Source organism: Spongiactinospora sp. 9N601, from assembly GCF_044326295.1.
GTDB lineage: Bacteria > Actinomycetota > Actinomycetes > Streptosporangiales > Streptosporangiaceae > Spongiactinospora > Spongiactinospora gelatinilytica.
Genome location: NZ_JBIRBB010000024.1, coordinates 1 through 21,996 on the forward strand (window position 1 = coordinate 1; position 21,996 = coordinate 21,996).

The window sequence follows — 21,996 nt, forward strand, 5'->3', positions numbered from 1 at the left end:
ATGCGGCGGGCAACGCGTTTTTGGACGCGCTGGCTTCGCGGCGGCGGGGTGGTCTGTCGCTGGCGTGGGGTCTGTGGGAGCAGGCCGAGGGCATGGGCGGCACGCTGGCCGAGGTGGACCGGTCGCGCGCCGGGCGTGGCGGAGTCCTGGCGCTGAGCGCCGAGGAAGGGCTGGGCCTGCTGGACGCGGCGCTCGGGGCGGACGCCCCGGCGCTGGTGCCGGTGAAGCTGGACCTGGCCGCGCTGCGCGCGCAGGGCGAGGCCGTGCCCAACGCGCTGCGCGGCCTGGTGCCGGCCCAGCGGGACCGGGCCACCGAGACGGCACCGGCGGACGGGCTGGGCGCACGGCTGGCCGGGCTGACCGAGGCCGAGCGGGAGCGCGTGGTGGTGGACCTGGTCCGGGCCCAGGTGGCCTCGGTACTGGGGCACGGCTCGCCGGAGGCGGTGGAGGCGGAGCGGGCGTTCTCCGAGCTCGGGTTCGACTCGCTGACCGCCGTGGAACTGCGCAACGGACTGGGCTCCGTGACCGGGTTGCGGCTTCCGGCGACGCTCGTCTTCGATTACCCGTCGCCGGGCGCGTTGGCGGAGTACCTGCTGGGTGAGCTGGCCGGGACCGCGCGTGCGGCTGCTCCGGTGCAGGCGGCGGTGCCTCTCGACGACGATCCCATCGTGATCGTCGGCATGTCGTGCCGGTACCCGGGCGGGGTGGACTCGCCCGAGGGGCTGTGGCGGCTGGTGGCCGGGGGAGTGGACGCGATCTCCGGGTTCCCGGCCGATCGCGGGTGGGACACCGACGCGGTGTACGACCCGGAGCCTGGCCTGCCTGGTCACTCGTATGTGCGCGACGGCGGGTTCCTGTACGACGCGGCGGAGTTCGATCCGGGGTTCTTCGGGATCAGCCCGCGTGAGGCGCTGGCGATGGACCCGCAGCAGCGGTTGCTGCTGGAGGTCTCGTGGGAGGCGCTGGAGCGGGCGGGCATCGACGCGCAAGGGTTGCGGGGCAGCCGGACCGGGGTCTTCGCCGGGGTGATGTACCACGACTACGCCGACTCCAGCAGCAGCGGCAGCGTGGTGTCGGGCCGGGTGTCCTACACCTTCGGGCTGGAGGGTCCGGCGGTGTCGGTGGACACGGCCTGCTCGTCGTCGCTGGTCGCGCTGCACCTGGCCGCGCAGTCGCTGCGGCAGGGGGAGTGCTCGCTGGCACTCGTCGGCGGGGTGACGGTGATGGCCACGCTGGACTCCTTCGTGGAGTTCTCCCGGCAGCGGGGGCTGGCCCCCGATGGGCGGAGCAAGTCGTTCGCGGCGGCGGCCGATGGCGCGGCCTGGGGTGAGGGCGCCGGCGTGCTGGTGGTCGAGCGGCTGTCGGACGCTCGCCGCAACGGGCACGAGGTGCTGGCCGTTCTCCGGGGTTCGGCGGTCAACCAGGACGGGGCCTCGAACGGGCTGACCGCGCCGAACGGGCCTTCGCAGGAGCGGGTGATCCGGCAGGCCCTGGCTAATGCTCGGTTGTCCACAGCCGATGTGGACGTGGTGGAGGCGCACGGCACCGGTACCACGCTGGGCGACCCGATCGAGGCGCAGGCGTTGCTCGCCACCTACGGGCAGGACCGCGAGGAGCCGCTGTGGCTGGGCTCGATCAAGTCGAACATCGGGCACACGCAGGCGGCGGCGGGCGTGGCCGGTGTGATCAAGATGGTGATGGCCATGCGGAACGGCGTACTGCCCCGCACCCTTCACCTGGACGAGCCGACGCCCCATGTGGACTGGTCGGCCGGGGCCGTCGAACTGCTGGCCGAGGCGCAGCAGTGGCCGGAGGTTGATCGGCCGCGCCGGGCGGGGGTGTCGTCGTTCGGGATCAGCGGGACGAACGCGCACATCATTCTGGAACAGGCCGTGGAAGCGGAGGAGCCGCCTGCCGAGGTAGAGCCGTCCGGTGTGGTGCCGGTGGTCCTGTCGGCGCGGAGCGAGGCGGGGTTGCGTGAGCAGGCCGGTCGGTTGGCCGAGCATCTGCGTACGCGTCCGGAGCTGGAGATCGCCGATGTGGCTCGCTCGCTCACGATGCGGGCGGCGCTGGAGAACAGGTCGGTCGTCGTGGCCGGGGACCGGGACGAGCTTCTGGCCGGGCTGGACGGGCTGGTCCCGGGGGCCGGGCCGGTGCCGGGGCGGACCGGTCTTTTGTTCTCGGGGCAGGGTTCGCAGCGCCTTGGGATGGGCCGGGAGCTGTACGAGTCCTTCCCGGTGTTCGCCGGTGTGGTGGACGAGGTCTGCGCCGTCGTCGATCAGGTGTTGGATCGTCCGCTTCGTGAGGTGATGTGGGGCTCGGATGCCGCTGAGCTGGAGCAGACGGCCTACGCCCAGTGCGGGCTGTTCGCCCTGCAAGTGGGGTTGTATCGGCTGGTCGAGTCCTGGGGTGTGCTGCCGGATGCGGTGATGGGCCACTCGATCGGCGAGCTGGCCGCCGCCCATGTGGCGGGAGTGTTCTCCCTTCAGGATGCGGCGGCGCTGGTGGCGGCCCGGGGCAAGTTGATGCAGGAGTTGCCGGAGGGCGGGGCGATGCTCGCGGTCGCCGCTACTGAAACCGACGTTACCGAGGCCGTGGCAGGGCTTGATCTGTCGATCGCCGCTGTGAACGGGCCTTCGGCGGTGGTGCTGTCCGGGGCCCGGGAGGTTTTGGAGGAGTTCGCGGCCGGGGTGGAGTGGCGGTGCCGGTGGCTGCGGGTGTCGCACGCGTTCCATTCGGGCCTGATGGACCCGATGCTCGACGCATTCGCGGAAGCGGCTTCCCGGGTGAAGTTCGAGCAGCCCCGTACCCGGCTGGTGTCGAACGTGTCGGGTACGTGGGCCGGGCCGGAGGTGTGCTCGCCGGAGTACTGGGTGGAGCATGTGCGCCGGGCGGTGCGCTTCGGTGACGGTGTGGCGGCGATGGCCGCCGATGGTGTGACCCGGTTCGTGGAGATCGGGCCGGATGGGGTGCTGACGAGCCTGGCCGAAGCCGTCCTGGAGGACGGCCGGGTCTTCGTGCCGCTGCTGCGTAAGGACCGGCCCGAGATCGAAGCCCTGTGGGCCGGGCTGGGCCGCGCCTGGGCCTCCGGTCTGGCTGTGGACTGGAGGACCATACTCGCCGGCCGAGGCCGCCGGGTGGACCTGCCCACGTACGCCTTCCAGCGCGAACGCTACTGGCTGGAACCGGCGCACGAGGCCGGGGACGTGACCCGGATGGGGCAGCGCCCCGCCGATCATCCCCTGCTGGGCGCGATGATCTCTTTGCCCGGTTCGGGTGGTGTGGTGCTGACCGGCCGTCTGTCCATCGGCGAGCAGCCGTGGCTGGCCGACCACGCCGTACTCGGGCAGGTCATCCTGCCCGGGACGGCCTTCGTGGAACTGGCGTTGCAGGCCGCCGACCGGGTGGAGTGCCGGAGCGTCGAGGAGTTGACGCTGCACGCGCCGCTGGTGGTGCCCGATGAGGGCGGAATCGCGATCCAGGTAGTGGTAGAGGGCGCTGACGAGGCCGGGCGTCGTCCGGTCGCGGTCTACAGCGTGGCCTCGTCCGGTACCACGCTGCACGCATCCGGCACGGTGGCCCCCGACGACAAGCGCGAGACGTGGGAGGCGACGGCCTGGCCGCCGCCGGGAGCCGAGGTCCTGGACGTCGCCGGGGTGTACGAGGAGCTGGCGGCGGCCGGTTACGGCTACGGCCCCGCCTTCCAGGGACTGCGGGCCGCCTGGCGGCATGGCGGCGACCTGTACGCCGAGGTCGCCATGCCGGACGACGTCACCACCACGGGTTACGGCCTGCACCCTGCCCTGCTGGACGCCGCCATGCACGTGAACTCCCTCGCCGTCCGCGCCATGGACGGGCCGCAGACCCCGATGGTCCCCTTCGCCTGGAGCGGGGTGTCGCTGCACGCGATGGGGGCGTCCGCCGTCCGGGTACGCATCGTCACCACAGGCGATCAGATGGCGGTCGAGCTGGCCGACCCGGCAGGCCAGCCGGTGGCGTCGATCGGATCGCTGGTCGCCCGGCCGGTGTCCGTCGAGCAGATCCAGGCCGCGCAGACCGGGCAGCGCGACTCGCTCTACCGGCTGAACTGGTCCCCGGCCGACCTTCCGTCCGCCGAGCCGACGCCGGAGGCGGTGGTGCTGCGGTGTCCGGCCGGTGATGGGCCGGAGGGGGTACGGGCGGCGGTCCAGGAAGTGCTGACGGTCCTTCAGGAGTGGGTGAGTGAGGAGCGGTCCGCCGAGTCCCGGCTGGTGGTGGTGACCCATGGCGCGGTGGCGGTTTCTGCCACCGAAGTCGTGACCGATCTGGCGGGTGCGGCGGTGTGGGGTCTGGTGCGGTCGGCGCAGGCGGAGTATCCGGGGCGGTTCGTGCTGGTGGACACCGACGGGCCGGTACTGCTGGCGGGGGATGAGCCGCAGATCGCCGTCCGTGATGGGCGGGTGTTGATCCCGCGCCTGGCCCGAACCGAGATCATCGACACCGCTCCTGTGCTGGGGGGTCCGGTGTTGATCACCGGCGGTACGGGTGGGTTGGGTGCGCTGGTGGCCCGGCACCTGGTCACCAAGCACGGGGTGAAAGACCTGGTGCTGGTCAGCCGCAGTGGTCTGGACGCCCCCGGCGCGGTTGAGTTGCGGGATGAGCTGGGCGCGGAGGTCGTGGCGTGTGATGTGACCGATCGGCGGGCGGTGGCCGATCTGCTGGCGGGCCGCACGGTCGGCGCGGTGGTGCACGCGGCGGGGATCGGCTCCAACGCCGTGCTGGCCGAGATGACGGCCGAGCAGGTGGAGCGGGTGTTGCGGCCGAAGGTGGACGCCGCCTGGCACCTGCACGACCTGCTGCCCAGGGAAACGAGGCTGGTGTTGTTCTCCTCGATCGCCTCCCTGGTGGACAGCCCAGGTCAGGCGAACTACGCGGCCGGGAACGCGTTCTTGGAGGGCCTGGCTCACCAAGCGCGGGCTCAGGGACGTCCGGTGGTGTCCCTGGCCTGGGGTCTGTGGGGCGGTGAACACGGCCTTGGCGGGCAGCTCGGCGAATCGGAGGTCCAGCGCATCCGCCGGTGGGGGATGGTCCCCTTCGAGGTCGAAGAGGCCCTGACCCTGCTCGATCACGCACTGGCCACCGACGCGCCCGCGTTGGTCCCGGTGCGGTACGACCTGGCCGCGCTGCGCGCCCGGGGCGAAACCCTCCCGCACCTGCTGCGCGGCCTGCTGCCCAAGGAACGCCGTACCGCCGCCACGACCGCGACGAACGCCGAAGCGTTCCGCAGAAAGCTGGACGCGCTCTCCCTGGAGGAACGCGACCAGGCCGTACTCGACCTCGTGCGCACCCACGTCGCGACCGTGCTCGGACACCGTTCCGCCGACGCCATCGGCCCCCAGCGCGCCTTCCAGGAGCTGGGTTTCGACTCGCTCGGCGCGGTGGAGCTGCGCAACGGCCTCAACGCCGCGACGGGCCTGCGCCTGCCCGCCACCGTCATCTTCGACCACCCGAACGCCCAGGCCCTCGCGGAGCGGATCCGCAAGGAAATGGCCGGGAGCGAGGAGGACGAGGCGATCCGGAAGATCATCGAGTCGATCCCGCTGACCAGCCTGAAGAGTTCCGGCCTGCTGGACCGGCTCATGGAACTGGCCGGTCACAACGGCGGCACCCAGACCAACAACGGCGGCGACATCGACGACATGGACACCGAAAGCCTGATCAACCTGGTACTCGACGACACCTCAGGGGAAGCGTGGAACGCGGATGAGTAAGTCCGAAGAGCGGCTGGTCGAGGCCCTGCGGGCGTCGGCCAAGGAGACCGACAGGCTGCGCAAGGTGGTGGCCGCGTCGCGGGAGCCCATCGCCGTGGTGGGCATGTCGTGCCGGTACCCGGGCGGGGTGGCCTCGCCGGACGATCTGTGGCGGCTCGTCGCCTCGGGGGAGGACGCGATCTCCGAGTTCCCCGGCGACCGTGGCTGGGACCTGGAGACGATCTACGACCCGGAGGGCGCGCGGCCCAATAGTTCGTATGTGAAAGAGGGCGGGTTCCTGCGGGAGGCCGCCGACTTCGACCCGGTGTTCTTCGGCGTCGGCCCCCGCGAGGCGCTGACCATGGACCCGCAGCAGCGGCTGCTGCTGGAGGCCGCGTGGGAGGCGCTGGAGCACGCCGGGATCGACCCGCACACGCGGCGCGGCACCGACACCGGCGTGTTCGCCGGGGTCATGTACCACGACTACGGCGACAACAGCACGGCGGGCAGCGTCGTCTCTGGCCGGGTCGCCTACACCTTCGGCTTCGAGGGCCCGGCCGTGTCGCTGGACACCGCGTGCTCGTCCTCCCTCGTGGCGCTGCACCTGGCGGTGCAGTCGCTGCGCCAGAAGGAGTGCTCGCTGGCGCTGGCGGGCGGCGTGACGGTGATGTACTCGCCGGTCATGTTCATCGAGTTCAGCAGGCAGCGGGCGCTGGCGGCGGACGGCCGGTGCAAGGCGTTCGCGGCGGCGGCCGACGGGGCCGGCTGGTCGGAGGGCGTCGGCCTGGTCGCGCTGGAACGCCTGTCCGACGCCCGCGCGAACGGGCACCGCGTGCTCGCCGTGATCAAGGGCAGCGCTGTCAACCAGGACGGCGCGTCCAACGGCATGATGGCGCCCAACGGGCCCTCCCAGGAGCGGGTGATCCGCCAGGCGCTGGCCAACGCCCGGGTGCCCGCCGACCAGGTGGACGCCGTGGAGGCACACGGTACCGGTACCAAGCTGGGCGACCCGATCGAGGCGCAGGCGTTGCTGGCCACGTACGGGCAGAACCGCGACCGGCCGCTCGCCATCGGCTCGATCAAGTCCAACATCGGGCACGCCCAGGCGGCGGGCGGCGTCGCCGGCGTGATCAAGATGGTGATGGCGATGCGGCACGGCATGCTGCCCCGCACCCTCCACGTGGACGCGCCGACGCCGCATGTGGACTGGTCGTCGGGCGCGGTCGAGCTGCTCACCGAGGAACGCCCCTGGCAGGCGAACGGGCATCCGCGGCGGGCCGGGATCTCGTCGTTCGGGGCCAGCGGCACCAACGCGCACATCATCCTGGAGGAGGCCCCGAGCGAGGAGCCGCCGGAGCCGTCGAAGCCCGCCCCCGCGTCCATCGTGCCGCTCGCCCTGTCGGCCAGGACCGAGGCCGCGGTACGCGCCCAGGCCGGACGGCTCACCGCCCACCTGCGCGCCCACCCGGACCTCGACGTCGCGGACGTCGCCTACTCGCTGGCCACGACCCGAGCCCGCCTCGAACACCGCTCGGTCGTGGCCGGGCATGACCGGGACGAGGTACTGGACGGGCTGTCCGCCCTGGCGGACGGCCACGGCGATGTCGGCCTCGCGCCGCCCGCAGTGCCCAAGCCGGTGTTCGTCTTCCCTGGGCAGGGTTCGCAGTGGGCAGGCATGTGCCTGGAGTTGCTGGATTCCTCGCCCGCGTTCGCCGAGGCCATGGGCGCGTGCGGGGACGCGCTGGCCGAGTGGGTGGACTGGCGGCTGCCGGACATGCTGCGCAGCGCGCCGTCGCTGGAACGGGTGGACGTGGTCCAGCCGGTCCTGTGGGCCGTGATGGTGTCGCTGGCCGAACACTGGCGGGCGCACGGCGTACGCCCTGCGGCCGTCGTCGGCCACTCGCAGGGTGAGATCGCCGCGGCCTGCGTGGCAGGGGCGTTGAGCCTGCGCGACGGGGCCCGCGTGGTCGCGCTGCGCAGCAAGCTGATCGGCGAGACGCTGGCCGGGCTGGGCGGCGGCATGATGTCGGTGGCGCTGGGCGAGGCGGAGGTCGCCGGGCTGCTGCGCGCGACCGGCCTGCCCGGTCTGTCGGTGGCCGCGGTCAACGGCGCGGCCTCGGTCGTGGTGTCCGGCGACGGGCTGGAGCTGGAGAAGCTGGCCGCCGTACTGGCCGAACGCGACGTACGGCACAAGCGCATCCCCGTGGACTACGCCTCCCACTCCGTGCACGTCGAGACCCTGCGCGACCGGCTCTTGCGGGACCTTGCGCAGGTCGAGCCGCGCACCGCCGACATCCCGTTCTACTCCACCGTGACCGGCGGCCCGGTGGACACGGCCCGGCTCGACGCCGAGTACTGGTACACCAACCTGCGGGAGACGGTCCGCTTCGCGCCCGTGATCGAGATGCTGCTGGAACGCGGCATGCGGGCGTTCGTCGAGTCCAGCCCGCACCCGGTGCTCACCGTCGGCGTCACCGAGACCGCCGAGGCGGCCGGGGCGGACGCCCTGGTGATCGGCACGCTGCGCCGGGACGAGGGCGGGCCGCGGCGGTTCCTCGCCTCGCTGGGCGAGGCGTGGGCGGGGGGGCTGCCCGTGGACTGGGCGGCGGCGAGCGGGCCGGGCCGCCGGGTGGAGCTGCCGACGTACGCGTTCCAGCACGAACGGTACTGGCTGGAACCGGCCGCCGAGGCCGGCGACATGTCCGCGGCCGGGCTCACCGCGGCCGATCACCCGCTGCTCGGCGCGGTGATCACGCTGCCCGGTTCCGTGGTGCTGACCGGCCGGCTGTCGGTCAGGACGCAGCCGTGGCTGGCCGACCACGCCCTGCTCGGCCAGGTGATCCTGCCGGGCACCGGGTTCGTGGAGCTGGCGATCCGCGCCGGTGACGAGGTGGGCTGCGGCGTCGTGGAGGAACTGGCGCTGCACGCGCCGCTGGTGATCCCGGAGGACGGCGGGGTCGCCGTCCAGGTGATCGTGGAGGCGGCCGACGAGGCCGGACGGCGCTCGCTGAGCGTACGCGGCCCGGGTGACACCCTGCACGCCTCCGGCGTTCTCGCGCCCGGCGGCGGTACCGGAGCCCGCTGGGCGACGTGGCCGCCCCCGGACGCCGAACCGATCGACCTGACCGGGTTCTACGACGACCTGGCCGACCGCGGCTACGGCTACGGGCCGGTCTTCCAGGGCGTCCAGGCCGCGTGGCGCACCCCCGAGGGCGTGTTCGCGGAGGTCGCCCTCCCCGAGGACACGCCGGTGGCGGGCGGGTTGCACCCCGCGCTGCTCGACGCGGTACTCCACGGTGCCGCGCTGCTGGACGGCGGCGAGCGGCAGGAGGAAGGGCCGCTGATCCCGTTCGTGTGGAGCGGGGTGACGCTGCACGCGGCGGGGGCTTCCAGCGTCCGGGCCAGGATCGTGGCCGCGCCGGACGCGCCGGACGTGCTGTCCATCGACCTCGTGGACACGGCGGGGGAGCCGGTGGCCACGATCGACTCGCTGACCATGCGGGCGGTCTCCCCGCGGCAACTCGGCGCGGCCCAGAGCGGCGGCGGGTCCTCGCTGTACCGGATCGACTGGGTCAAGGGCGGCGCGGGGACGGCTTTGGACGAACCGGAGGCGGTGGTGCTGCGGTGTCCGGCCGGTGATGGGCCGGAGGGGGTACGCGCGGCGGTCCAGGAAGTGCTGACCGTCCTTCAGGAGTGGGTGAGTGAGGAGCGGTCCGCCGAGTCCCGGCTGGTGGTGGTGACCCATGGCGCGGTGGCGGTTTCTGCCACCGAAGTCGTGACCGATCTGGCGGGTGCGGCGGTGTGGGGTCTGGTGCGGTCGGCGCAGGCGGAGTATCCGGGCCGGTTCGTGCTGGTGGACACCGACGGGCCGGTACTGCTGGCGGGGGATGAGCCGCAGATCGCCGTCCGTGATGGGCGGGTGTTGATCCCGCGCCTGGCCCGAACCGAGATCATCGACACCGCTCCTGTGCTGGGGGGTCCGGTGTTGATCACCGGTGGTACGGGTGGGTTGGGTGCGCTGGTGGCCCGGCACCTGGTCACCAAGCACGGGGTGAAAGACCTGGTGCTGGTCAGCCGCCGTGGCCTGGATGCGCCGGGGGCGGTTGAGTTGCGGGATGAGCTGGGCGCGGAGGTCGTGGCGTGTGATGTGACCGATCGGCGGGCGGTGGCCGATCTGCTGGCGGGCCGGTCGGTTGGTGCGGTGGTGCATGCGGCGGGGATCGGCTCGAACGCGGTGCTGGCCGAGTTGACGCCCGAGCAGGTGGAGCGGGTGTTGCGGCCGAAGGTGGACGCGGCTTGGCATCTGCACGACCTGCTGCCCAGGGAAACGAGGCTGGTGTTGTTCTCCTCGATCGCGTCGCTGGTGGACAATCCGGGTCAGGCGAACTACGCGGCGGGTAACGCGTTCTTGGACGGTCTGGCCCAGCAGGCTCGCGGGCAGGGACGTCCGGTGGTGTCCCTGGCCTGGGGTCTGTGGGGCGGTGAACACGGCCTTGGCGGGCAGCTCGGCGAATCGGAGGTCCAGCGCATCCGCCGGTGGGGGATGGTGCCCTTCGAGGTCGAAGAGGCCCTGACCCTGTTCGATCACGCACTGTCGGCCGATGCGGGTGCGTTGGTGCCGGTGCGGTATGACCTGACGGCGCTGCGCGCCCGGGGCGACACCCTGCCGCTCCTGCTGCGCGGCCTGGTCCCCGCGGCCCGCAGAAGCGCCGCGGGCGGGCAGCAGCTCTCCGCGGAGGCCCTGGCCCGCATCCCCGAGGCCGATCGCGACGCCGCCGTACTCGACCTCGTGCGCGCCCACGTCGCGACCGTGCTCGGCCACCGCTCCGCCGACGTCATCGACGCGGACCGCAACTTCCTGGAGCTGGGCTTCGACTCCCTCGGCGCGGTGGAGTTGCGAAACCGGCTGGGCGCCGCCATCGGCATGCGCCTGCCGACCATGCTCATCTTCGACCACCCCACCGCTCGCCAGGTCGCCGGTCAACTGCACGCCCGGCTGGCCGCGCAGGCCACCGACGCACCCGCCGACAGCCCCGACACGGTCAGCGCGCTGTTCCGCGCCGCCGTACGCGCGGGCAAGGGCGCGGAGGGTCTGGCGTTCCTGCGGGCGGCGGGCGCGCTCCGGCCGACGTTCGACGCGACTGGGGACCTGCCGCCCGCCGTACGGCTGGCCGAAGGGCCCGCGCGGCCACGGCTGTTCTGCGTGGGCTCGCACATCGCCGCGGGCAGCAGCCACCAGTTCGCCCGGATGGCCGCCGGTCTGCGCGGCGCACGGGACGTGTACGCGCTGCCGATGCCCGGTTTCGCGACCGAGGAGAAGCTGCCCGCGACGACCGATGTCCTGCTGGAGAGCTGGGCCGACGCGGTCGTGGAGTACTCCCAAGGCGAGCCCGCCGTCCTCGTCGGCTACTCCGCCGGCGGCGTCTTCGCCCATGCCACCGCCCGCCTGCTGGAGGAACGCGGCGTCGCCCCGGCCGGGCTCGTGCTGCTGGACACGTACTCGCCGGACAGTTCCGCCATGGGCGAGCTGTGGACGTCCCTGCTTGCGGGGCTGCTGGACCGGGAGGCGATGTTCGGCCCGTTCAACAGCGCCCGGCTGGCCGGCATGGGCTGGTACTCCGGGCTGCTGGAAACCTGCGAGGTGCGCGAGATCGGCGTGCCCACGCTGTTCGTGCGGCCCGAAGCGTGGGTCGCCCCCGACGGTGCCGAGGACGACTCCTGGCGGGCGAACTGGGACGGCGCTCACACCATCGTCGAGCTGCCCTGCGACCACTTCTCGATCATCGAAGACCAAGCCCACGAGACCGTCACGGTCATCGAAAACTGGCTCACGACGCTGTTGGGAGAGGCGAATGCCCGTCGAATCCGGTGACGCCGCGCTCAGGAGGCAGCTTGACACCCTGCCCGCGGCCGAGCGCCGCCGCTTCCTCCTCGACCTGATCATCGGGCATGCCGCCGCCGTGCTGCGCGACATCGCCCCGGACGCCCGGGTGGCGGCCGACCGGCCGTTCAAGGAGGTCGGCTTCGACTCCCTCGCGGCCGTCGACCTGCACGCCCGCCTGGTCGAGGCCACCGGGCTGGACCTGCCCGTGACCTTGGCCTACGACCACCCGACGCCCGCCGCCGCGGCGGCGTTCATCGAGAGCGAGGTGCTGGGCCTGGCCGCGCCCGCCGCCGTACGGGTGAACGGCCCGGCCCACGACGGCGAGCCGATCGCGGTCGTCGGCATCGGCTGCCGGTTCCCCGGCGACATCGCCTCGGCCGACGACCTGTGGCGGCTCGTCGTCGAGGAGCGCGAGGTCCTGTCGGACTTCCCCGCCGACCGTGGCTGGAACCTGGACGACCTGTTCGACTCCGACCCGAATGCCACCGGCAAGAGCTACGTCCGCCAGGGCGGTTTCCTGAGGGGCGCGACCGAGTTCGACGCGGGGTTGTTCGGCATCAGCCCGCGCGAGGCCACGGCGATGGACCCGCAGCAGCGGCACGTTCTCGAAGTGGCCTGGGAGGCGCTGGAGCGCGCGGGCATCGACCCGACCTCGCTGCGCGGCGAGCCTGCGGGCGTGTTCGTCGGGGCGGAGGTCCACGAGTACGGCGTCCGCGTCCATGACGCGCCGGACGGTCTCGACGGCTACCTGATGACCGGCAACGCCCCCAGTGTGATCTCCGGCCGGGTCGCGTACGTGCTCGGCCTCGAAGGCCCGGCCATCACGGTGGACACCGCCTGCTCGGGGGCCATCGTGTCGATGCACCTGGCCTGCCACTCGCTGCGCCGGGGCGAAAGCTCGCTGGCGCTGGTCGGCGGCGTGGCCATCATGGGCAGCCCCGGCATGTTCACCGCCTTCAGCAGGCAGCGCGGGCTGGCCCCGGACGGCCGCTGCAAGCCGTTCGCCGCCGCCGCCGACGGCACCGGCTTCGCCGAGGGCGTCGGCATCCTCGTACTCGAACGTCTCTCGGACGCCCGCCGCAACGGGCACCCGGTGCTCGCCGTCGTCCGTGGCACCTCGATCAACCAGGACGGCGCGTCCAACGGGCTGACCGCGCCGAACGGCCCTTCGCAGCAGCGCCTGGTACGGCAGGCGCTGGCCGACGCGGGCCTCGCCCCGGCCGACGTGGACGTCGTGGAGGCGCACGGCACGGGAACCCGGCTCGGCGACCCCATCGAGGCCCAAGCCCTGATCGCCACCTACGGGCAGGACCGGGACGAGCCGCTGCTGCTCGGCTCGATCAAGTCGAACCTGGGCCACACCCAGGCGGCGGGCGGTGTCGCCAGCGTCATCAAGATGGTGATGGCGATGCGGCACGGCACGCTGCCCGCCACCTTGCACGTGGACGAGCCGACGCCGCATGTGGACTGGTCCGCCGGGGCGGTGGAACTGCTCACCGAGGCCCGCGAATGGCCGGAGGTGGACCGGCCGCGCCGGGCCGGGGTGTCGTCGTTCGGGATCAGCGGAACGAACGCGCACGTGATCCTGGAACAGGCCCCGGAGGAGGAGCCCGCCGAGGTTCGGCCGTCCGGTGTGCTGCCGCTGATCGTGTCGGCGCGAACCGAAGCCGGGTTGCGCGAGCAGGCCGAGCGGCTTGCCGGGCACCTGCGCGAGCATCCGGAGCTGGAACTGTCCGATGTGGCGGTTTCGCTGACCGCGCGGGCGGCGCTGGAACGGCGTGCCGTGGCCGTGGCCGGGGATCGTGATGGGCTGCTGGACGGGCTGGACTTCGGCGCGGGGCCGGTGCCGGGGCGGACCGGACTGTTGTTCTCGGGTCAAGGGTCGCAGCGGCTTGGCATGGGCCGGGAGCTGTATGAGGCTTTCCCGGTGTTCGCCGCCGTGGTGGACGAGGTGTGCGAGGTGGTCGATGGCTACCTTGACCGTCCGCTGCGTGAGGTGATGTGGGGTTCCGATGCCGCCGCTCTGGAGCAGACGGCGTACGCCCAGTGCGGGCTGTTCGCCCTCCAGGTCGGGCTGTATCGGCTGGTGGAGTCGTGGGGCGTGCTGCCCGATGCGGTGATGGGCCACTCGATCGGCGAGCTGGCCGCCGCCCATGTGGCCGGGGTGTTCTCCCTGGAGGACGGGGCCGCGCTGGTGGCCGCCCGGGGCACGCTGATGCAGGCCCTTCCCGAAGGCGGCGCGATGCTGGCCGTCGCCGCCACCGAAGCCGACGTTACCGAGGCCGTGGCAGGGCTCGATCTGTCGATCGCCGCCGTGAACGGGCCTTCGGCCGTGGTCCTGTCCGGGGCCCGGGAGGTTTTGGAGGAGTTCGCCGCCCGGGTGGAGTGGCGGTGCCGGTGGTTGCGGGTGTCGCACGCGTTCCACTCGGGGCTGATGGACCCGATGCTGGAGCGGTTCGAGCTTGAGGCCCGCGCGGTCCGGTTCGAGCGTCCGCGTGTCCCGCTGGTGTCGAACGTGTCCGGTACCTGGGCGGGGGAAGAGGTGTGCTCGCCGGAGTACTGGGTCCGGCATGTGCGTCAGGCGGTGCGGTTCGGTGACGGCGTGGCCGCGCTGGCTCACGACGGTGTGACCCGGTTCGTGGAGATCGGCCCCGACGGCGTGCTCACCGGCCTGGCCGAGAACGCCCTGGACGGCGACGGGCGGGTGTTCGTCCCGCTGCTGCGCAAGGACCGCCCCCAGATCGAGGCGCTGTGGTCGGGCCTGGGCCGGGCCTGGGTGTCCGGCGTGGCGGTGGACTGGAAGACCGCACTCGCCGGCCGGGGCCGTCAGGTGGACCTGCCGACGTACGCGTTCCAGCGCGAACGGTACTGGCTGAACCCGACCACCGGAACCGGCGACGTGACCGCGCTCGGCGTGCAGCAGGCCGGGCACCCGCTGCTCGGCGCGCTGGTGGCGATGCCGGAGTCGGACGGCCTGGTGCTGACCGGCCGCCTGTCGGCCGGTGACCAGCCCTGGCTCGCCGACCACGCCGTGCTCGGCCAGATCATGCTCCCCGGCACCGCGTTCGTCGAACTCGCCCTGCACGCCGCCGACCAGGTCGGCTGCCAGGGCGTCGAGGAACTCACCCTGGAGAACCCCCTCGTGCTGCCCGCCCAGGGCGGCCGTACCGTACGGGTGGTCGTCGCGGCGGCGGAGGAGCCGGGACGCCACGAGATGGCCGTGTACTCCCGCGCCGCCGACGACGACCCGTGGACCCGCCACGCGTCCGGCCTGCTCGGCACGAACCCGGCCGCCGAGACCGCCGACCTGACCGCGTGGCCGCCGCCCGCCGCCGAGCCGATCGACGTCTCCGGCCTGTACGAGGCGCTGAAGGCGCGCGGCTACGGGTACGGCCCGACCTTCCGTGGCCTGCGCGCGGCCTGGCTGCGCGGCGGCGAACTCTTCGCCGAGGTGGCCCTGCCCGAAGGGACCGAGGTGGCCGGGTACGGCCTGCACCCGGCCCTGCTCGACGCCGCGCTGCACGCCACCGACCACCTCCAGCCAGGCGGCGAGGACACCGTGCTGCCCTTCGCCTGGACCGGGCTGACCCTGCACGCCACCGACGCCACCACCCTGCGGGTCCGGGTGACGGCCTCCCCGGAGGCCGCCGACGCGCTGACCCTGACCCTCGCCGACGCCACCGGCTCGCCCGTGGCCTCGGTCCGATCTCTCACGATGCGCCCGGTGTCCGTTGATACCGGTACCGACGTCCGGCTCTACCGCCGGGAATGGGTCCCGGCCGCCCACGCCCCCGAGACGCCGGGGTCTGAGGTAACGGTGTTCGAGACACCGGTCACCGATGACGTTCTGGCGGGCACGCATGGCCGGGTGGCGAGCGCCCTGGACGTGCTGCGGGACTGGCTGGCCACCGAGCGTCCGGCGGGTTCCCGCCTGGCGATCGTGACGCGGGGGGCCGCCGCCGTACGGCCGGGCGAGGACGTCCGCGACCTGGCGGGCGCGGCGGTCCACGGCCTGGTCCGGGCGGCGCAGGACGAGCACCCGGGCCGGTTCGTGCTGGTGGACACCGACGGGCCCGTGCTGCTCGCGGGCGACGAGCCGGAGGTCGCGGTCCGGGGCGGCGAGGTGTTCGTACCCCGCCTGACCAGGGCGAACGTCGCCAGAGCCCAGGCGGAACCGCCGGTCGGGACGGTACTGATCACCGGCGGCACCGGCGGCCTGGGCGCGCTGATCGCCCGCCACCTGGTGACCGAACGCGGCGTCCGCAACCTGCTGCTGGTCAGCCGGCGTGGCGTGGTCGCGCCCGGCGCGGCCGAACTGCACGATGACCTGGTGGCGCTGGGCGCGGACGTCGAGATCGCCGCCTGCGACATCGCCGACCGGGACGCGGTGGCCGCACTCCTGCGCGGTCGCGACGTGGGCGCGGTGGTCCACGCGGCCGGAGTCCTGGACGACGGTGTGATCGAGTCCATGACGCCCGCCAAGCTCGCCACGGTCCTGCGTCCCAAGGTGGACGGGGCCTGGCACCTGCACAACCTGCTGCCCGACGTGCCGGCGTTCGTGCTGTTCTCCTCCGTGGCGGGCATCATGGACGGCGCCGGCCAGGCCAACTACGCCGCCGCCAACGCCTTCCTGGACGCGCTCGCCCTGCATCGCCGGGCGAACGGGCAGGCCGGGCAGTCGCTCGCCTGGGGCCTGTGGGGCGACGGCGCGGGCATGGGCGGCCTGCTCACCGAGGCCGACGTGGCGCGGATGCGCCGATCCGGGGTGCTCGAACTGCCCGTTTCCGATGGGCTCGCCCTGTTCGACGCGGCGCTCGCCGCGCCGGAGGAGACCTCGCTGGTACCGGTCCGCCTCGACCTCGCCACGCTGCGCGGACGCGGCGGTGACCTGCCCGCCGTACTGCGGAACCTGGTCCGGGCCCCGGCCCGCCGTACCGCTCGCGGCGCCGACCCGGCCGCCGGGCCGTCCGCCCTCGACCGGCTCGCCGCGCTCTCCGACGCCGAACTCGTGGACCTGGTACGCAGGCACGCCGCCACCGCCCTCGGCCACAGCGGCCCGGAACGGGTGGACCCCGAGCACGCCTTCAGCGAGATCGGCTTCGACTCGCTCACCGCCGTGGACTTCCGCAACAAGCTCAACGCCGCCACCGGCCTGCGGCTGCCCGCCACGCTGGTCTTCGACTACCCGACCCCGCGCGCCCTGGCCGCCCACATCAAGGCCAAGGCCGTGGGCGCCGCGCCCGCCGCCCCCGCCGCCGTCGCGGTGGCCACGGACGGCGACCCGATCGCGATCATCGCGATGAGCTGCCGGTACCCCGGCGGTGTGCGCACCCCCGAAGACCTCTGGCGGCTGGTTTCCGACCAGGTGGACGCGATCTCCGGCTTCCCCGCCGACCGGGGCTGGGACCTCGACGGCCAGGGCGGATTCCTGCACGACGCGGCCGACTTCGACGCCGGCCTGTTCGGCATGGGTCCCAGGGAGGCTCTGGGCACCGACCCGCAGCAACGGCTGCTGCTGGAGGCGACCTGGGAGGCGTTCGAGCGGGCCGGGATCGACCCGCACGGGCTGCGCGGCAGCCGGACCGGCGTGTTCGCCGGGGTGATGTACCACGACTGGGCCAGCAGGCTCCGCGAGGTGCCCGACGAACTCGCCAACTACCTCGGCAACGGCAGCCTGGCCAGCGTGGTGTCCGGGCGGGTGTCGTACACGTTCGGGCTGGAGGGTCCGGCGGTGTCGGTGGACACGGCGTGCTCGTCGTCGCTGGTCGCGCTGCATCTGGCGGCGCAGTCGCTGCGGCAGGGGGAGTGCTCGCTGGCGCTGGCCGGGGGTGTGACCGTGATGGCGACGCCGGATTCGTTCGTGGAGTTCTCCCGGCAGGGCGGGCTCGCCTCGGACGGGCGGTCGAAGTCCTTCGCGGGTGCGGCGGATGGGGTGAGCTGGTCGGAGGGCGTCGGCGTGCTCGTACTTGAGCGGCTGTCGGACGCCCGGCGGAACGGGCACGAGGTGCTGGCGGTTCTGCGGGGTTCGGCGGTGAACCAGGACGGGGCCTCGAACGGGCTGACCGCGCCGAACGGTCCTTCGCAGGAGCGGGTGATCCGTCAGGCGCTGGCGAACGCCCGGCTGGAGACCCGCGATGTGGACGTGGTCGAGGCTCACGGCACCGGGACGACGCTGGGCGACCCGATCGAGGCCCAGGCGTTGCTCGCCACCTACGGGCAGGGGCGGTCGGAGCCGCTTCACCTGGGGTCGATCAAGTCGAACATCGGTCACACGCAGGCGGCGGCGGGCGTGGCCGGGGTGATCAAGATGATCATGGCGATGCGGCACGGCATGCTTCCGGCCACGTTGCATGTGGATGAACCGACTCCCCATGTGGACTGGTCGGCCGGGGCCGTTGAGCTGCTGGTCGAACCCCGGGAGTGGCCACAGGCGGACCGGCCCCGGCGGGCGGCGGTGTCGTCGTTCGGGATCAGTGGCACCAACGCACATGTGATCATCGAGCAGGCCCCGGAGGCGGAGGAGCCTGCCGAGTCTCAGCCGTCCGGGGTGCTGCCGGTGATCGTGTCGGCGCGGAGTGAGAGCGGTTTGCGTGAGCAGGCCGGTCGGTTGGCCGAGCATCTGCGTGCGCACCCTGAGCTGGAACTGCCCGACGTGGCGTTTTCGCTGACCAACCGGGCCGCTCTTGAACGGCGTGCCGTGGTCGTGGCGGGTGATCGTCAGACGTTGCTCGATGGCCTGGACGGGCTGGTCCCGGGGGCTGAGCCAGTGGGTGGCCGGACCGGGATGCTGTTCTCCGGTCAAGGATCGCAGCGGCTCGGGATGGGCCGTGAACTCTATGACGCTTTCCCGGTGTTCGCCGGGGTGGTGGACGAGGTCTGCGCGGTGGTTGATCAGGTGCTGGATCGTCCGCTTCGCGAGGTGATGTGGGGGTCCGATGCCGCCGCTCTGGAGCAGACGGCGTACGCCCAGTGCGGCCTGTTCGCCCTGCAAGTGGGGCTGTACCGGCTGGTGGAGTCGTGGGGCGTGGTGCCGGATGCGGTGATGGGCCACTCGATCGGTGAGCTGGCCGCAGCGCACATCGCGGGAGTGTTCTCCCTTCAGGACGGCGCGGCGCTGGTCGCCGCCCGGGGCAAGCTGATGCAAGCTCTGCCGGAGGGCGGGGCGATGCTCGCCGTCGCCACTACCGAAGCCGATGTCACTCAGGCGATAGAAGGGCTCGATCTGTCGATCGCCGCGGTGAACGGCCCGAACGCGGTGGTGCTGTCTGGAGTCCGGGAGGTTTTGGAGGAGTTCGCGGCCGGGGTGGAGTGGCGGTCTCGGTGGTTGCGGGTCTCGCACGCGTTCCACTCGGGCCTGATGGACCCGATGCTTGCGGACTTCGCCGAGGCCGCCGCGAAGGTGACGTATGCGAGCCCGCGTATCCCTCTGGTGTCGAACGTGTCCGGTACCTGGGCCGGGCCAGAGGTGTGCTCGCCGGAGTACTGGGTGGAGCATGTGCGCCGGACGGTCCGGTTCGAGGACGGCGTGGCGGCGATGGCTCAAGACGGAGTCACCCGGTTCGTGGAGATCGGTCCCGATGGTGTGCTGAGCGCCATGAACGAGGAGCGGTTGTTCGTGCCGCTGCTGCGTAAGGACCGCCCCGAGATCGAGGCCCTGTGGTCGGGGCTGGGCCGGGCCTGGGCTTCTGGCCTGGCCGTGAACTGGAAGACGATCCTCACCGGCCGGGGCCGCCGGGTGGACCTGCCAACGTACGCCTTCCAGCACGAACGCTACTGGCTGAACACCGGCGGCGGCACCGGCGACCCCGCCTCCCTCGGACAGACGGCAGCGGACCACCCCCTGCTCGGCGCGGTGGTCACGCTGCCCGGTACCGGCGGCGTCGTCCTGACCGGCCGCCTGTCCGTCAACGACCAGCCCTGGCTGGCCGACCACACCGTACTCGGCCAGGTCATCCTCCCCGGCACCGGTTTCGTCGAACTCGCCCTCCAAGCCGCCGCCCAGCTCGACTACAGCACCATCGAAGAGCTGACCCTGCAAGCCCCCCTGGTTCTCCCCGAAGCCCGCGCCCGCGTGATCCAGGTCGTGGTCGGCGCGGAGGACGAGGACGGCAGGCGCGGCGTCCAGGTGCATTCCCGCGCCGACGACGACACCACCTGGGTGCTGCACGCCTCCGGTACGCTGACCCGCTCCCCCCAGCCCTTCCCCGTGGACCTGACCACCTGGCCGCCGCCCGACGCCGCCCCCGTCCCGGTGGCCGACGCCTACGCCCGGATGGCCGAACGCGGCTACGCCTACGGTCCGGTGTTCCAGGGCCTGCGGGCCGCCTGGCGGCGCGGCGATGAGCTGTTCGCCGAGGTGGCGCTGCCGGACGACGCGAACGCCGGCCGCTACGGCGTCCACCCGGCGCTGCTGGACGCCGCGATGCACGTCGATCTGCTGGAGGACGGCCCCACGCTGCTCCCGTTCGTCTGGAACGGCGTCACTCTGCACGCGCCCGGCGCGCCCGCGCTGCGCGTGCGGCTGGGCCGGCTGGACGGCGACGAGCTGACGTCCATCCATGTGGCCGACTCCTCCGGCGCGCCGGTGGCGTCGGTGACCTCGCTCGTGTCGCGGGCCGTGTCCGCCGAACAGCTCGGCCCGGTGCACGGTGGCTCGCTGTACGGCATCGAGTGGCGTACCGTCCCGCTCCCGGCCCGCCACGCCCACGACGTCGTCATCGCCAGGGCCCCCGAACACCCCGGCGACCTGCTGGACCGCACCCATACGCAGGCCCGCGAAACGCTCGCGATGCTCCAGAACCGCCCAGCGGGTGAGCGCTGCCTGGCGGTGGTGACCCGCCACGCGGTGGCCGTCCGCCCGGACGAGACCCTGGACGGCCTGGACCAGTCGCCGATCTGGGGGCTGGTGCGGGCGGCGCAGGCGGAGACGCCGGGCCGGTTCGTCCTGGTGGACACCGACGGCAGCCCGGCGTCGGAGCAGGCGCTCGCGGCGGCGGTCGCGGCGGGCGAACCGGAACTGGCGCTGCGCGAGGGGCAGGCGTACGTACCCCGCCTGACCCGCATGCCGGACCCGGCCGCCGCACCACACGGCGACCTGGGGTGGCCGGGCACGGTGCTGGTCACCGGGGGCACCGGTGGCCTGGGCACGCTGGTGGCCCGGCACCTGGTGACCGAGCGCGGAGTACGAGATCTGCTGCTGGTCAGCCGCCGTGGCCTGGACGCGCCCGGCGCGGCCGAGCTGCGCGACGACCTGACCGCGCTCGGCGCGGAGGTCGAGATCGCGGCCTGCGACGCGGCCGACCGTGAGGCGCTGGCCGCCCTGCTGAAGGGCCGTGACCTGAGTGCGGTCGTGCACGCGGCGGGGGTCGCGGACAGCGGCGTGCTCGGCGGCCTCGACGCGGCGGGCCTGGCGTCGGCGCTGCGGCCCAAGGCCGACGCCGCCTGGCACCTGCACGAGCTGACCCGCCACCTGGACCTGCGGGCCTTCGTGCTGTTCTCCTCGGCGGGGGGTCTGGTACTGGCCGCGGGCCAGGCCACGTACGCCGCCGTCAATGTCTTCCTGGACGCCCTGGCCGGGCACCGCCGCGCGGCGGGACTGCCCGCGCAGTCGCTGGCCTGGGGCATGTGGGAGGTGAACACCGGCCTCGGCGGCGAGCTGACCGACGCCGACCTGCGCCGGATGCGGCGGCTCGGCCTGCCCGCGCTCCCGGCGCGCGACAGCCTGCGCCTCCTGGACGAGGCGCTGAACGCGGACGCGGCGGTGGTCGTGCCGGTCAAGCTGGACCAGGCGGCGCTGCGCGCCCGGACCGACGAGCTACCGGCGCTCCTGCACGGGTTCGCCCGGGTCGCGCCGCGCCGGGCCGCCGAACCCGAGTCCGGCCCTGACCTGCGCGACCGGCTCGCCGGGCTGACCGGCCCCGAGCGCGATCGGCTGCTGCTGGACCTGGTCCGCGGCCAGGCCGCCGCCGTACTCGGGCACGGCGGCCCCCAGGACATCGACCCGCTGCGCGGCTTCCTGGAGATGGGGTTCAACTCGCTGACCGCGGTCGAGCTGCGCAACCAGCTCGCCGGCGCGACCGGGCTGAGCCTGCCCGCCACGCTCGTCTTCGACCGGCCCACCCCGTCCGCGATCGCCGCCTACCTCGGCGGCCGGTTCACCACCAGCGCGCCCGCCACGCTCGATGAGGAGATCGACAAGCTGGAGTCCGCGCTGTCCGCTGCCGCCGGGGACGAACGCGCCAGAGCCGCCGCGCGGCTGCGCGCGCTGGTGTCCCAGTGGGGCGGCGACGACCTCGTGGACGCGACGGCGGAGGACCTGTTCGACATTCTCGACGGAGAACTCGGGACCTCGAATTAGGGGGCCTTTCAGGGGCGTTTTAGGGG

At 73.1% G+C, this 21,996-nt stretch carries 3 protein-coding genes; all 3 read left to right on the forward strand.

Annotation, left to right across the window (positions count from 1 at the left end; translation table 11 throughout):
- Positions 1-20 precede the first annotated feature (20 nt).
- From ACH34R_RS39145 to ACH34R_RS39155, 3 genes are read left to right on the forward strand one after another with little or no spacing between them, the layout of a single operon-like run.
- Positions 21-5,750 (forward strand): SDR family NAD(P)-dependent oxidoreductase, encoded by a 5,730-nt coding sequence (locus ACH34R_RS39145; protein WP_397566655.1) that lies wholly within the window; start codon positions 21-23, stop codon positions 5,748-5,750.
- Positions 5,743-11,601 carry an SDR family NAD(P)-dependent oxidoreductase gene (locus ACH34R_RS39150; protein WP_397566656.1) on the forward strand — a complete coding sequence of 1,953 codons (5,859 nt, stop codon included), beginning with the start codon at positions 5,743-5,745 and terminating at the stop codon, positions 11,599-11,601. The genes ACH34R_RS39145 and ACH34R_RS39150 overlap by 8 nt, the downstream gene beginning before the upstream one ends.
- Positions 11,582-21,970 (forward strand): SDR family NAD(P)-dependent oxidoreductase, encoded by a 10,389-nt coding sequence (locus tag ACH34R_RS39155; RefSeq protein WP_397566657.1) that lies wholly within the window; start codon positions 11,582-11,584, stop codon positions 21,968-21,970. The genes ACH34R_RS39150 and ACH34R_RS39155 overlap by 20 nt, the downstream gene beginning before the upstream one ends.
- Positions 21,971-21,996 lie beyond the last annotated feature (26 nt).

What these genes read in the sequence shown, in the direction of transcription:
- ACH34R_RS39150 (WP_397566656.1), top strand. Translation starts at nt 5,743, where the DNA reads ATGAGTAAGTCCGAAGAGCGGCTGGTCGAGGCCCTGCGGGCGTCGGCC.
- ACH34R_RS39155 (WP_397566657.1), top strand. Translation starts at nt 11,582, where the DNA reads ATGCCCGTCGAATCCGGTGACGCCGCGCTCAGGAGGCAGCTTGACACC.